Origin of the sequence: Cellulomonas hominis (genome assembly GCF_014201095.1) — a bacterium.
In the GTDB taxonomy this organism is placed as follows: domain Bacteria; phylum Actinomycetota; class Actinomycetes; order Actinomycetales; family Cellulomonadaceae; genus Cellulomonas; species Cellulomonas hominis.
This window is the reverse complement of sequence record NZ_JACHDN010000001.1, coordinates 1900095-1913323: the sequence shown is the minus strand read 5'-3', so window position 1 is coordinate 1913323 and position 13229 is coordinate 1900095. Positions and strand designations below refer to the sequence as shown.

Sequence of the window (13229 nt, the reverse complement as noted above, 5' to 3'; positions counted from 1 at the left end):
GGGGCTAGTCGTCCCCGGGCCGCGCTGCTCCGCCCCGCGGGGCGTCGTCGCCGTCCCGCGCCGCCAGCCGGGCCAGCATCGCGTTGTACTCGTCCATCTCCGTGTCCCCGTCGCGGTCGACCTTGCGGTCCCGGCGCCGGGCCGTGCGCTCGTCGTCGCGGGCCCAGGCGAAGGCCACCCCGATCGCCAGCGCGAGCGTCGGCAGCTCGCCGATCCCCCACGCGACGCCGCCGCCGCGCTGCTGGTCGACGATCGCCGACGGCCCCCACTCGCGCCCGAGCAGGCCGAACCAGTCCGGCACCAGCAGCACGTCGCCGGTGGTCAGCGCGACGCCGAAGAACGCGTGGAACGCCATCGTCGCGAACAGCAGCAGCAGGCGCTGCGGGTAGCCGGGCCGGGTCGGGCCGGGGTCGATGCCCACGAGCGCGTTGACGAACAGGTACCCGGCCAGCGAGAAGTGCACGACCATCGCGTAGTGCCCGACCTCGGAGGTCAGGGCCCAGCGGAAGACGTCGGTGTAGTAGAAGACCACCATCGACCCGGCGAAGTTCACCGCGGCGACCACGGGGTTCGCGAAGAACCGGCCCCAGCGGCTGTGCACCAGGCCGAGCAGCCACTCGCGCGGGCCCTTCGAGGTGTCCGGGCCGGCTCCCGGCGCTCGGCCCGCGCCGCGCGACGCCGCCGCCCGGGACGGCAGCGCGCGCAGCGCCAGGGTCACCGGGGCCGAGAGCGCCAGCAGCACCGGGACGACCATCGCCAGGAGCATGTGCTGCACCATGTGCGCGCTGAACAGCACGTGCCCGTACATCGCCGGGCCACCCGACGTGGTCCAGAGGAACAGCGCCATCCCGGTCACCCAGGACGCGGTGCGCAGCCACGGCCACGCGTCGCCGCGCCGGCGCAGCCGCAGCACCCAGCGCACGTAGACGACCAGGCCGGCGACGGCCGCGCTCGCCAGCAGCACGTCCCACCGCCACTGCGTCAGCCACTCGGCCGTGCCCGGCTGCGGCGGCAGGGCGTGGCCGGTGACGATCTCCGCCGGGGTCGGGTCCGCGATCGGCTCGTCCGGCACGGGCGGCGGCGACGACGCGAGCGCGACGGCCACGCCGGACACCGCGCCCATCACGGCGAGCTCCACCAGCACCAGGCGCCAGAACAGCCACGTCGCGGGCGCGCGCTCGTCGCCGGCCAGGCGGCCGACGACCCGGCGGCGGTGCGCCAGGCCCAGCAGCCCGAGCACCCCGAACAGCGCCACCTTGACCAGCAGCAGCACGCCGTACCGGGAGCCCAGGTCGGACCACGCGCCGAGCCGGATGACGGAGTTGACGACGCCGGACACGGCCACGGCGACCAGGGACCACCCCGCGATCACGGAGAACCGGGCGACCGCCGGCGCGAGGTCGGCGCCGAGCCGGTGCGCCAGCGGGGACAGCGCGACCAGCGTGCCGATCCACAGCGCCGCGCCCACCAGGTGCAGGTACATCGACGACGTCGCGAGGTCGTGGCTGGCCGCGCCCGCCGCGTGCCCGGTCTGCGCGGACTGCCACAGCGCCGTGAGCACCAGGACCGCCGTCCACACCGCCGCGACCGGGGACGTCGTCATCAGCGCGAGCGCGGTCACCACGGCGGCGGCCACCGCGACGAACAGCAGCACCCGGCCCAGCTCGAACTGCGAGACGAACTGCCCGAGCTCGCCGCCGAAGGCCGGGTCGTCCAGCGGCAGGCCGGCGACGTTCGCGTACGTCAGGACCAGCTCGACGACGGCGGCGAGCGTCCAGACCGCGGCGGCGACCCCCGTGACGCCGGAGGCCGCGCGGACCACCGCGCCGTCCTGCCGGCGGACCAGCACGGTCGCGAGCAGGACGAGGCCGCCCAGCGTCGCGGACGCCGCGAGCTCCGCGGCCGTCGACGCGACCGGCAGCCCCCAGCGCACGAGCGCCCCGGGGTCGCGCAGCGCGGTCGGGGCGGCGGCGCCCGTGAAGGCCATCCCGGCGACCACGGCGGCGACCGCCGCCACGCCGAGCGCGACCAGGCGCAGCCACGACGACGCGCGGTCGCCCCCGTCCGCCGCCCGGTCGGCGCGGGCGGGGCGAGGTGCGGCGGCGACGCCCGGTGCCATCAGTCCTCCGACCGGTCCGTCCCCGACCGGCGCCGCTCCCGCACGACGAACACCGCGACCGCGCCCGCGGCCAGCACCGCGACGACGATCGCGGCGACGACGCCCGCCTCCAGGCCGGCGTCCTCGTCCTCCACGACCTCCTGCTGCGCCGAGATCGTGGCCGCCGGGGACGGCGCGACCGGGGCCGGCTCGGTCGGGTCGGCGGTCGGCGGGGCCTCGGTCGCGGCGGGCGACGGCGCGGCAGCGGTGAAGGTGAGCTCGCCGGACAGCGGGTGCCCGTCCGCCGACGTCACACGCCACTGCACGGTGTACGTGCCGGCCGCCAGGCCGCCGGCGAGCGCCTGCGCGACCGTGGTGTCCACGAGCTCCGCGGACCCCGTGCTGGCGACCGCCCCGTCCGGGCCCAGCACGACGACCTCGGTGCCGAGCGCCTGCGCCGGCTGGCCGAACGTCAGCGTGACGTGGGACGGCGGGGTGTCCACCGTCGAGCCGTCGGCCGGGTCGGTGCCCTGCAGGGTGTTGTGCGCGGCCGCCCGGGGCGCGCCGGCCAGCAGCACCAGCAGGGCGAGCAGCGCCGGCAGGAGCACGAGGGTCAGGGGCGCGCCGGTCCGGCGCACGGAGGAAGTCACGCCCCCATCATCACCCGCGCGACGGCCGCTCCGCTGCGGGGGTGGCGGGCGTCACGCGGCTGCGCGGGCGGCCGCGCCGGCGGTCGTGTCGGTGGCCGGGTCGATCATGGCGGCCTGCGTCCCGTCCGCGGGGAAACCGGGCCTGTGGACAACCGCGGCGGCGCCCCGGGCCGCCCCTAGTGTCGAGGACGTGACGACCGTGACGATCGCCGACCTGGACCCCGCGCAGCGGCCGCGCGAGCGCATGCTGCGGCTCGGGGCCGACGCGCTGTCCGACGTCGAGCTCGTCGCGCTGCTGCTCGGGTCCGGGCGGCGCGGGTCGAGCGCCCTCGACACGGCCCGGGACCTGCTCGTCGCGCACGGCGGGCTCGCCGGACTCGCGCACGCCGACTCCGCGGCGCTGCTGGGCGCACCGGGCGTCGGCCCGGCCAAGGCCACGCGGGTCGTCGCCGCCCTCGCGCTGGCCCGGCGGTTCGGGACCTCGACCGACCGCCGGGAGACCGTCCGCACGCCCGCGGACGTCGCGCGGATCGCCGGTCCCCTGCTCCGCGGCCCCGCCGACGGGCGGGTGGTCGCCGTCGCGGGCGACCGGGCGTCGCGGCTGCTCGGGGCGGTCGTCGTCCCCGGGGCCGTCGCGCACGGCCGGCCGTTCGCGGTGCGCGAGGTGCTCGCCGAGACCCTGCGCCGCGGCGGGGTGACGCTCGCGCTCGCGCACCGGCACGACGAGCACGAGCCGCTGCCCGCGCCCGCCGACCGGGACGCCACGGCGGCCGTCGCCGACGCGGCCGCGCACTGCGGGGTCCGGCTGCTCGACCACCTGGTGCTCGCGGGCGACGCGTGGACGAGCGTGGCGGAGGCCGGTGCCGCCCGGGCAGGATGACGTCCTGTGAGCCAGCCCGTGATCCGCATCGCCGCCGCCGTCATCACCGACCCCGACGGGCGGTGGCTGCTCGTGCGCAAGCGGGACACCGCGGCGTACATGCAGGCCGGCGGCAAGATCGAACCGGGCGAGGACCCGCGCGACGCCGTGGTCCGGGAGATCGGCGAGGAGCTGGCCGTCGTCGTCGACCCCGCGCGGGTGCGGTCCGTCGGGCGGCGCGAGGCGGCGGCCGCGAACGAGCCGGGGCACCGGCTCGAGGCGCACGTGTTCGCCGTGGACGGGGTGACCGACGTGGTCGCGACCGCGGAGATCGCCGAGGCCGTGTGGGTCACGCCCGAGGAGGCGGGGCGGCTGCCGCTGGCGCCGCTCACGGTGGACCTGCTCGCGCTGGGCGGCGGCGCCGCGGCCTGAGCGGCGAGGCTCTCCACCCCGGGGCGGTGCGCGGCACGCCCCCCGCCCCCGCGGACGACGGGACGCCCCGCGCGGGCCGCGCCTACCCTCGACCCCATGGCCCGCACCATCGCGACGAACCGCGCCGTCGACCTGCCCGAGCTCCTCGACTTCGTCCGCCCGCGGCACCACCTGCTGCTGGTGACGAACCGCCGCGACGGCCGCCCGCAGGTCTCCCCGGTCAGCGGCGGCGTCGACGCGTCGGGCCGCATCGTCGTCTCGACCTACCCGGGGCGCGCGAAGACGGTGAACGCCGAGCGCGACGCCCGCGTCTCGGTCGTCGTCCTCTCCGACGACTGGAACGGCCCGTGGGTGCAGGTCGACGGGGACGCCGAGGTGCTGCACATGCCCGAGGCCGAGGACGCGCTGGTGGACTACTACCGGTGCATCGCGGGCGAGCACCCCGACTGGGACGAGTACCGCGCCGCGATGCGGGTGCAGGGCAAGTCGCTCATCCGGGTCACGCCGACCCGCTGGGGGCCGGTCGCGACCGGCGGCTTCCCCGCGGACGTCGCCGCGCGCCTGGACGCCTGACGGGGCTCGTCAGCCCCAGACCAGCGCCTGCGCCGGGTCGGCCAGCACCGCCGCGACGTCCGCGAGCACCCGCGACCCGAGCTCCCCGTCCACCAGCCGGTGGTCGACGGACAGCGCGAGCTGCGTGACGTGCCGGACCTTGATCTTCCCCTTGTGCACCCACGGCTGCTCGCGGATGGCGCCGAACGCGAGGATCGCGGCCTCGCCGGGGTTGAGGATCGGGGTGCCGGTGTCGATGCCGAAGACGCCGACGTTCGTGATGGTGATCGTGCCGTCGGACATGTCCCGCGGGGTGGTCTTGCCGGCGCGGGCGGTCGCGGTGAGGTCGGCGAGCCCGAGCGCGAGGTCGTGCAGGCCGAGGCGGTGCGCGTCCTTGATGTTCGGCACGACGAGCCCCCGCGGGGTGGCCGCGGCGATGCCGAGGTTCACGTAGTGCTTGTAGACGATCTCCTGCGCGGCCTCGTCCCAGGACGCGTTGACGTCGGGGTGCCGGCGGACGGCGAGCAGCAGCGCCTTGGCGGCGATGAGCAGCGGCGTCACGCGCACGTCCCGGAACTCGCGGTCCTCGCGCAGCCGGGCGACGAGCTTCATCGTCCGGGTGACGTCGACCGTGTGGAACACGGTGACGTGCGGCGCGGTGAACGCCGAGGTCACCATGGCCTCCGCGGTGCGCTTGCGCACGGACTTCACCGGGACGCGGGTCTGCCGGCCGTCGGGCGAGACCGTGCCGGACGCGAGCCACGGCTGGTCGTCGCCGGGGTAGGTCGCGAGCTGGCGCGCCTCGGCGGCGGCCTGGTGGGCGAGGACGTCCTCGCGGGTGACGATGCCGCCCGGTCCGGTCGCCTGCACGGAGTCGAGGTCCACGCCAAGGTCGCGGGCGAGCTTGCGGACCGGCGGCTTGGCGAGCGCGCGGCGGCCGGACGCCGCGGCGAGCTCCCCGGCGGGCGCGCCGACCGGCGCCGCGGGCTCGGCGGCAGCCCTCGACGCGCCGGGGCCGGCCGTCGTCGGCCGCACCGCCGGGGCACCGGCGTCGGCGGCGGCGGGCGCCCCCGCCTCCGGGTCGCCCTCGGCGGAGGTGAACCGCGCCCGGCGGCGCGTCGGCGCCGCGGCCGTCCCGTACCCGACGAGCACCGCGCCGCCGGCCTCCTCGGCCTCCTCCGCGGGAGCGGCGGGGGCCGCGGGCGCCGCCGCCACCGGGTCCGCGTCCGACGTCGGCCCGTGCACCGGCACCTCCGGCCCGACCCCGGTCGCCCCGGGCCCGTCCGGGTGCTCCCCGGTGGGATCGGTGTCGATCTCGATGATCGGCGTGCCGACCTCGACGGTCTCCCCCTCGGCGACGAGCAGCCGCGTGACGACGCCGGCGAACGGCGACGGCAGGTCGACCAGGGACTTCGCGGTCTCGATCTCCACGACGGTCTGGTTGATCGCCACGGTGTCCCCGACGGCGACGTGCCAGGCGGCGATCTCGGCCTCGGTCAGGCCCTCGCCGGCGTCGGGGAGGCGGAACTGCTGGTAGGACGGCACGGGTGGTGCTCCCTCGGGTGGGACGAGTCGGTCAGTGCGCGAGCACCCGGTCGACGGCGTCGAGGACGCGGTCGAGGCCGGGCAGGTACTCGTGCTCGAGCTTGGCGACGGGGTACGGGGTGTGGAACCCGCCGACGCGCAGCACCGGGGCCTCCAGGTGGTAGAAGCACTCCTCGGTGACGCGCGCGGCGACCTCGGCGCCCGTGCCGTACAGCACCGGGGCCTCGTGCACGACGACGCAGCGCCCGGTGCGGCGCACCGACTCGGCGACGGTCGTGATGTCGAGCGGCGAGATGGCGCGCAGGTCGACGACCTCGACGGACCGGCCCTCGGACGCGGCGGCGTCGGCGACCTTGAGCGCGGTCGCGACGGTCGGTCCGTGGGCGACGAGGGTGACGTCCGTGCCGCGGCGCAGCACCCGGGCGCCGTCGAGCGTCGAGGGGGCGTCGAGCGGGTCGGCGTCGAGGTCGACCTCGCCCTTCTCCCAGTAGCGGCCCTTCGGCTCGAAGAACATCACGGGGTCCGGCGAGGCGATGGCCTGCTGGATCATCGTGTACGCGTCCTGCGGGTCGGACGGGCTGACCACCCGGAGGCCGGCGGTGTGCGCGAACAGCACCTCGGGCGACTCGGAGTGGTGCTCGACCGCGCCGATCCCGCCGCCGAACGGGACCCGGATGACGACGGGCAGGTTCAGCCGCCCGGCGGACCGGTAGTGCATCTTCGACAGCTGGGTGGTGATCTGGTCGAACGCCGGGAAGATGAACCCGTCGAACTGGATCTCGCACACCGGGCGGTAGCCGCGCAGGGCGAGGCCGATGGCGGTGCCGACGATGCCGGACTCCGCGAGCGGGGTGTCGACGACGCGGTCGGTGCCGAAGTCCTTCGCGAGGCCGTCGGTCACCCGGAACACGCCGCCGAGCGCGCCGATGTCCTCGCCCATCAGGAGGACCTTCGGGTCCCGCTCGAGGGCCTTGCGCAGGCCCGTGTTGATCGCCTTGGCGAACGTCAGCTTCTGGCTCACTTGCCGCCCCCCGTGAACGACGCCTCGTAGCGCTCGAACCAGGCACGCTCGGCGTCCACCACGCTGTGCGGCGTCGCGTACACGTGCTCGAACATGGTGCTCGTCTCGGGCCGGCCGAGCGCGCGGGCCGTCACGCGGACCCGCTCGCCCAGGGCGTCGGCCTCGGCCTCGAGCCCGGCGCGGAACTCCGCGGGGAGCTCGCCGGCCGCCTCGAGGTGCTTCTCCAGGCGGTCGATCGGGTCGCGCTGCCGCCAGTACTCCTCCTCCGCGGCGGACCGGTACCGCGACGGGTCGTCGGAGGTGGTGTGCGCGCCCATCCGGTAGGTGAACGCCTCGATCAGGGTCGGGCCGCCGCCGGACCGCGCGCGCTCGGCCGCCTCGAGGGTGACCGCGTAGCAGGCCAGCACGTCGTTGCCGTCGACCCGCACGCTCGGGACGCCGAAGCCGGGGCCGCGCGCCGCGAGCGGGACGCGGGCCTGCCGGGTCGTCGGCTCGGAGATGGCCCACTGGTTGTTCTGGCAGAACAGCACGAGCGGCGCGTTGTTCACGGCGGCGAAGACCAGCGCCTCGCTGACGTCGCCCTGGGAGGTCGCGCCGTCGCCGAAGTAGGTGACGACGGCGGTGTCCCGCGCGAGGTCGCCGGTGCCGACGTCGCCGTCGCGCTGCACGCCCATGGCGTACCCGGTCGCGTGCAGGGTGTGCGAGCCGATGACCAGCGTGTACAGGTGGAACCGGAACTCCTCGGGGTCCCAGCCGCCGTGGTCGATGCCGCGGAACAGCCGGAGCACCTGCGTGAGGTCGAGGCCGCGGGTGTGCGCGACGCCGTGCTCCCGGTAGGACGGGAAGACGTAGTCCTGCGGGGCGAGCGCGCGGCCGGAGCCGATCTGCGCGGCCTCCTGCCCGAGGCTCTGCGCCCAGAGCCCGAGCTCGCCCTGCCGCTGCAGGGCGGTCGCCTCGGTGTCGAACCGCCGGACCAGCACCATGTCGCGGTACAGCCCGCGCAGGGCGCCGGCGTCGAGGTGCGCGACCCGGGGTGCGTAGTCGGGGTGGTCCACGCGCTCGCCCGCGGGGGTGAGCAGCTGGACCAGGCCGTCGTCGGTGAGCGGACCGCTGGGGCTCACGCGGTACTCCTTCGCCTGGGGGCGCCCGCCCGGGGACCGGGGGGCCTGTCGCAACCTACGCCAGCGTAGGCTACGCAACCGTAGGTCCGAGGCCCCGGGGCGCGTCAAGACGGGACGTCCCCCGTTGTGGGGTCCCGACAACCCCCGGGCGTCAGCGCGGGGGGCCGCCCTGGCCGGCGCGCAGGCGCAGCTCGTCGACCTCGCGCTGCACCGGCCACCGGGAGTACGCGAACACCACGAACATCACGAGGTTCACCACCGGGACCAGGCCCAGCAGGACCCACCGGCCGGAGTACCCGGCCTTCTGGATCACGCGGATGTAGGCGATCAGCAGGAGCAGCCACACCACGGCGACGAGGACGATGCCGACCCCGCCGGTGAGCCACTACCAGACCTCGTCGTCCGTCCAGTCCTCAGCCATGGCGACCAGCATCCTCGCCCGCCTCGCGGGCGCCGCGCTCAGCGCTGCGGCAGGCGCACGACCTCGACGAAGAACTCGTCGATCTGCCGGACGACCTCGATGAACCGCTCGAAGTCCACGGGCTTGGTGACGTAGGCGTTGGCGTGCAGCGAGTACGACCGCACCACGTCCTCCTCGGCCTCCGACGTCGTGAGGACGACGACGGGGATGCTGCGCAGCGCGTCGTCGTTCTTCATCGCCTCGAGGACCTCCCGCCCGTCCATCCGGGGCAGGTTGAGGTCGAGCAGCACCAGGTCCGGGGTGCGGGCGTCGGCGTGCTCGCCCTCCTTGCGCAGGTACGCCAGCGCGCTGACGCCGTCGGACACGACCGCGAGCCGGTTGGCGACCTTGTTGTCCTCGAACGCCTCGCGCGTCATGAGGACGTCGCCCGGGTCGTCCTCGACGAGCAGGACGTCGATGACCTTGCCGGTGCGTGCCACGTTCACTCCGATTCCTCCGGTCCGGCCGGTGCGTCCGGCGCGGGCTCCTCGGCGGCCGGCAGGGTCCAGCGGATGCTGGTGCCGTGCGCCTCGGGTCCGTCGAGCTCGCCGAGCCAGATGCGACCGCCGTGGTACTCGACGATCTTCTTGCACAGGGCCAGGCCGATGCCGGTGCCCTCGTACACGTCCTTGGGGTGCAGCCGCTGGAAGATCACGAAGACGCGCTCCGCGTACTGCGGGTCGATGCCGATCCCGTTGTCCCGGCACTCGAGCTCCCACGAGTCTGCCACCTGCGCGGCGGTGATCCGGACCACCGGCGCACGCCCCGGGTCGCGGAACTTGATCGCGTTGCCGACGAGGTTCTGGAACAGCTGCACGAGCAGCGGCCGCTCGCCGCGGACGACCGGCAGCGGGTCGTGCGTGACGACGGCGCCGGTCTCCTCCACGAGCCCGCCGAGGTTCTCCAGCGCGTCCGCGAGCGACTGCTCCAGGGAGACGTCGGACAGCTCGCCGCCGAGCCGCCCGACCCGGGAGAACCCGAGCAGGTCCTGGATGAGCTGCTGCATGCGCTTCGCGCCGTCCACGGCGAAGCCGATGTACTGGTCGGCGCGCTCGTCCAGCTGCCCGCCGTACCGCTTCTGCAGCAGCTGCGTGAACGAGGCGACCTTGCGGAGGGGCTCCTGCAGGTCGTGCGAGGCGACGTAGGCGAACTGCTCGAGGTCGCGGTTGGACCGGCGCAGCTCCTCCGCCTGCTCGGACAGCCGGTCGTGCGCGTCGGCGATCTCGGACCGCGAGCGCTCGACCTCCTGCACCTGGGCGACCAGGTGCAGGCGCATCCGCTCGACGGCCTCGGCCAGGTCGGCGATCTCCCCGGGGCCGGTGGCGTGCACGACGTGGTGCAGGTCGCCGGCCGAGACCGTCCGCGCGTCGGCGGCGAGGGCGTCCAGCGGCTCGGTGATCCAGGCGCGCAGCGTCCGCCACAGCACCGCGCCCGCGACCACGCCGGCCACCACCAGCGCGACGAGCGAGCCGATGACGATCCGGGTCCACGCGGCCAGGTCGGACGCGGCCTCGTCGCGACCCTCGCGCAGCACGTCGAGGTACGCCTCGACGGCCGTGCGGGTCCCGTCGAACAGGTCGCGGCCCTGCTCGATCTGCTCGGGGCTGACGGCGGCGGTCCCGCCGGCCGCGACGGCGGCGATGGTCGGGCGCGCGAACTCCTCGTCCCACCGCTCGGCGGCGGCGACGGCGGCGGCCGCGGCGTCCCGCACCGCGGGGGAGGCGGCGACGTCGGGGGCCGCGACGGTCGCGAGGGAGGACGTCGCGTCCATGGCGCGCTCGTACGGCTCCAGCGTGCCGTCGTACCCGGTCAGCGCGTAGCCGCGGACGGCCGTCTCCGCGTCGACGAGCCGGGTGTACGAGGTCTCCGCGTCCGTGATCGCGGTGAAGTACCGGTCCGTCACCAGGTCCTGCGCGTCGAGCATCCGCCACAGGGCGACGCCGGAGCCGACGAGCACCAGGCCGAGCAGCACGCCGGCGGCGACGAGGGCGAGGCCGAGGCGGCGGCGGATCGTCACGCGGGCGCGCGGGGCCGCGGGGGCGGCGGGGGCGGCGGTCACGCGCCGCCCGCCCAGCCGAGCACGACGACGGCGGTGTCGTCGACCAGGTCGCCGCCGTGCCGCCGCCGCACCTCGCGCAGCACGTCCTCGACGACGCCGTCGTCCGGCGCGGCGAGCGACCCGTCGACGACCTCGAGCAGCCCGGACTTGCCGATCCGGTCCGCGGTGCCGCCGACCGTCGCCTCCAGCAGGCCGTCCGTGTACATGAGCAGCCGCCACGCGCCGTCGAGCTCGAGCCGGCGCGGCAGCCAGGTGCCGTCCACGGGGATGCCGAGCGCGCGCCCGCGGCGGTCGGTCGGCAGCAGCGCCGACGGCCGGGCCGCGCCCGGGTCGCCGAGCAGGAACGGCACCGGGTGCCCGGCGAGGTACAGGTCGACCTCGGTCCGCTCCGGCGCCACGACGACCATCGCCATCGTCGTGAAGATCTCGTCGCGCGCCCGCTCGGACTGCAGCACCCGCTCGACCAGAGGCAGCAGGTCCGCCACCGGGGTGTCCGCGAGCACGAGCGTCCGCCAGGCCGTGCGGAGCACCGCGCCGAGCGCCGCCTCGTCGGGGCCGTGCCCGCAGACGTCGCCGATCACCGCGAGCACGGTGCCGTCCGGCCGCTCCACCACGTCGTAGAAGTCCCCGCCCAGCACGCCGTCGCGGCCCGCGCGGTAGCCGACGCCGACCTCCAGCCGCGCGTCGCGGACCGCCGGGCGCGGCAGCAGCGCGCTCTCGAACCGGAAGGTCTCCTCGGCGCGGACCATGCTCCGGTAGAGCGCGCGGTCGACCGCCTCGAGCCGGCGGCGCTGGACGGCGTACCGCACGGACCGGCCGAGCAGCTCGCCGTCGACCTCGCCCTTGACGAGGTAGTCCTGCGCGCCCGCCGACACCGCCTGCAGGCCGGTGCCGGTGTCGGTGCGGCCCGTGAGCACGACGACGGCCGGGGCACCCGCGGCGAGCAGCCGCTCGAGCGCCCCCAGCCCGACCGCGTCGGGCAGGCCGAGGTCGAGCAGCACGCAGTCGACGTCCAGGCGCGCGACCGCCTCGTCCAGGGTCCGGGCCCGCCGGAGCAGCACGTCGAGCCCCGCGTCGGCGAGGTGCTCCTCGACCAGGAGGGCGTCGCCGTCGTCGTCCTCGACCAGGAGGAGCGCGATCTGCCCGTCGCCGGCCGGGTCGGCGGGGTCGGGGACGTGGCCGGGCCAGCCCGACGGGATGGTCCCGTCGGGGGTCGTGCTCTCCGTCACCCGGCCCACCCTCCCTGCGCTGCTCGGCAGCATAGGCGAGCAGCCGCCGCCCGCAAGCCGGTGGCGGGGGTCAGCGGCGCAGCTCCCGCGCGACCTCGAGCACGACGTCCGTCGCCTCGGGCTCGCCGACGCTGATGCGCACCCCGTCGCCCGCGAACGGCCGCACCAGCACGCCCGCCCGGGTCGCCTCGGCCGCGAACCGCGCGGTGTCGTCGCCGATGCCCAGCCAGACGAAGTTCGCCTGGCTGTCCGGGACGTCCCAGCCGTGCGCGCGCAGCCCCGCGAGCATCCGGGTGCGCTCCCGGACGATGCGGTCCACCCGGTCCAGGAGCTCGTCCGCGGCCTGGAGGGAGGCGACGCCCGCGAGCTGCGCGAGGTGCGACACCCCGAACGGCGTCGACGCCGCCCGGATGCCCGCCGCGAGCCGCGCCTCCGCGACCGCGAACCCGACCCGCAGGCCCGCGAGCCCGTACGCCTTCGAGAAGGTCCGCAGCAGCACCACGTTCGGGTGCGCGGCCAGCACAGCGAGACCGTCCGGCGCGTCGGGGTCGCGCACGAACTCCACGTACGCCTCGTCCAGCACCACCAGCACGTCGGGCGGGACGGCCGCGAGGAAGGCGTCGAGCTCGTCGGCGTGCACCGCCGGGCCGGTCGGGTTGTTCGGCGTGCAGACCAGGACGACCCGGGTGCGCTCGGTGACGGCGGCGGCCATCGCCGGCAGGTCCAGCCGGCCGTCCGCACGGACGGGCACCGGGACGCCGGTCGCCCCCGCGAGCGTGACCATGATCGGGTAGGCCTCGAACGACCGCCACGCGTGCACGACCTCGTCGCCCGCGTCGCAGAACGCCGCCAGGACGTGCCCCAGCACCGCGACCGACCCGCAGCCCGCGACGACCTGGTCCGGCTGCACGCCGAGGTGCGCGGCCACGGCCTCGGTCAGCTCGGTCGCGTACATGTCCGGGTAGCGGTTCACGTCCACGGCCCCGTCCGCGATCGCCGCGACCACGGACGGCAGCGGCGGGTACGGGTTCTCGTTCGACGACAGCTTGTACGCGGCCGCGCCGACGGGGGCGCGCGCACCGGGGACGTACGGCGGCAGGGAGGCGAGGGCGGGACGCAGGGGGACGCGCTTCACGCCCGCCAGGATGCCACCGGGCCACCCCCCGGCCGCGCGGCCGGTCAGCAGGCGGACGCGCGCCGGGA

At 76.1% G+C, this 13229-nt stretch carries 13 protein-coding genes; 3 read left to right on the top strand and 10 right to left on the bottom strand.

Going from position 1 to position 13229, the window contains the following annotated elements:
• Positions 1 to 4 precede the first annotated feature (4 nt).
• Together HNR08_RS09025 and HNR08_RS09020 are read right to left on the bottom strand one after the other, a co-directional pair.
• Positions 5 to 2119, bottom strand: coding sequence for a bifunctional copper resistance protein CopD/cytochrome c oxidase assembly protein (locus tag HNR08_RS09025; RefSeq protein WP_146838975.1), 2115 nt, complete (start codon positions 2117 to 2119; stop codon positions 5 to 7).
• Positions 2119 to 2748: a copper resistance CopC family protein gene (locus HNR08_RS09020; RefSeq protein ID WP_146838977.1), complete on the bottom strand. Its 630-nt coding sequence runs from the start codon at positions 2746 to 2748 to the stop codon at positions 2119 to 2121. Before HNR08_RS09020 ends, HNR08_RS09025 begins: the two co-directional genes overlap by 1 nt.
• 190 nt (positions 2749 to 2938) lie before the next feature.
• On the opposite strand from HNR08_RS09020, the gene HNR08_RS09015 reads away from it, so the two are divergent.
• The 3 genes from HNR08_RS09015 (at position 2939) to HNR08_RS09005 (ending at position 4612) form a co-directional block, all read left to right on the top strand.
• On the top strand, positions 2939 to 3628 hold the full coding sequence (locus HNR08_RS09015) for a JAB domain-containing protein (RefSeq protein WP_183834964.1): 690 nt from the start codon (positions 2939 to 2941) through the stop codon (positions 3626 to 3628).
• A 6-nt stretch (positions 3629 to 3634) separates the two neighbouring features.
• The gene (locus tag HNR08_RS09010) at positions 3635 to 4039 is read left to right on the top strand and encodes an NUDIX hydrolase (protein ID WP_146838981.1); all 405 of its coding nucleotides are present in this window, start codon (positions 3635 to 3637) and stop codon (positions 4037 to 4039) included.
• 96 nt (positions 4040 to 4135) lie between these two features.
• Positions 4136 to 4612: a PPOX class F420-dependent oxidoreductase gene (locus HNR08_RS09005; RefSeq protein WP_146838983.1), complete on the top strand. Its 477-nt coding sequence runs from the start codon at positions 4136 to 4138 to the stop codon at positions 4610 to 4612.
• Positions 4613 to 4621: 9 nt separating this feature from the next.
• Here the strand turns inward: HNR08_RS09005 and HNR08_RS09000 are convergent, their stop codons facing one another.
• The 8 genes from HNR08_RS09000 to hisC all read right to left on the bottom strand — a co-directional run bounded on the left by HNR08_RS09000 (position 4622) and on the right by hisC (position 13161).
• A complete protein-coding gene (locus HNR08_RS09000; protein WP_146838985.1) occupies positions 4622 to 6136 on the bottom strand; it encodes a dihydrolipoamide acetyltransferase family protein in 1515 nt (504 codons plus the stop codon).
• Positions 6137 to 6167: 31 nt separating this feature from the next.
• A complete protein-coding gene (locus tag HNR08_RS08995; protein ID WP_146838987.1) occupies positions 6168 to 7157 on the bottom strand; it encodes an alpha-ketoacid dehydrogenase subunit beta in 990 nt (329 codons plus the stop codon).
• Positions 7154 to 8278, bottom strand: coding sequence for a pyruvate dehydrogenase (acetyl-transferring) E1 component subunit alpha (gene pdhA / locus HNR08_RS08990; RefSeq protein WP_146838989.1), 1125 nt, complete (start codon positions 8276 to 8278; stop codon positions 7154 to 7156). The genes HNR08_RS08995 and pdhA overlap by 4 nt, the downstream gene beginning before the upstream one ends.
• Positions 8279 to 8429: 151 nt before the next feature.
• On the bottom strand, positions 8430 to 8627 hold the full coding sequence (locus HNR08_RS08985) for a hypothetical protein (protein ID WP_221286332.1): 198 nt from the start codon (positions 8625 to 8627) through the stop codon (positions 8430 to 8432).
• A gap of 110 nt (positions 8628 to 8737) precedes the next feature.
• On the bottom strand, positions 8738 to 9178 hold the full coding sequence (locus tag HNR08_RS08980; RefSeq protein ID WP_146838993.1) for a response regulator: 441 nt from the start codon (positions 9176 to 9178) through the stop codon (positions 8738 to 8740).
• Positions 9179 to 9180: 2 nt separating this feature from the next.
• Positions 9181 to 10797 (bottom strand): sensor histidine kinase, encoded by a 1617-nt coding sequence (locus HNR08_RS08975; protein ID WP_246803108.1) that lies wholly within the window; start codon positions 10795 to 10797, stop codon positions 9181 to 9183.
• Positions 10794 to 12026, bottom strand: a complete 1233-nt coding sequence (locus HNR08_RS08970; RefSeq protein WP_307724262.1) for a PP2C family protein-serine/threonine phosphatase — start codon at positions 12024 to 12026, stop codon at positions 10794 to 10796. The genes HNR08_RS08975 and HNR08_RS08970 overlap by 4 nt, the downstream gene beginning before the upstream one ends.
• A gap of 70 nt (positions 12027 to 12096) precedes the next feature.
• Complete coding sequence (gene hisC, locus HNR08_RS08965) at positions 12097 to 13161, bottom strand: histidinol-phosphate transaminase (RefSeq protein WP_146838997.1); 1065 nt, start codon at positions 13159 to 13161, stop codon at positions 12097 to 12099.
• Positions 13162 to 13229: the final 68 nt, after the last annotated feature.

Excerpts from the sequence above, each read along its gene's own strand:
- HNR08_RS09025 (WP_146838975.1), bottom strand. The coding sequence starts at position 2,119 with ATGGCACCGGGCGTCGCCGCCGCACCTCGCCCCGCCCGCGCCGACCGG.
- HNR08_RS09005 (WP_146838983.1), top strand. The coding sequence starts at position 4,136 with ATGGCCCGCACCATCGCGACGAACCGCGCCGTCGACCTGCCCGAGCTC.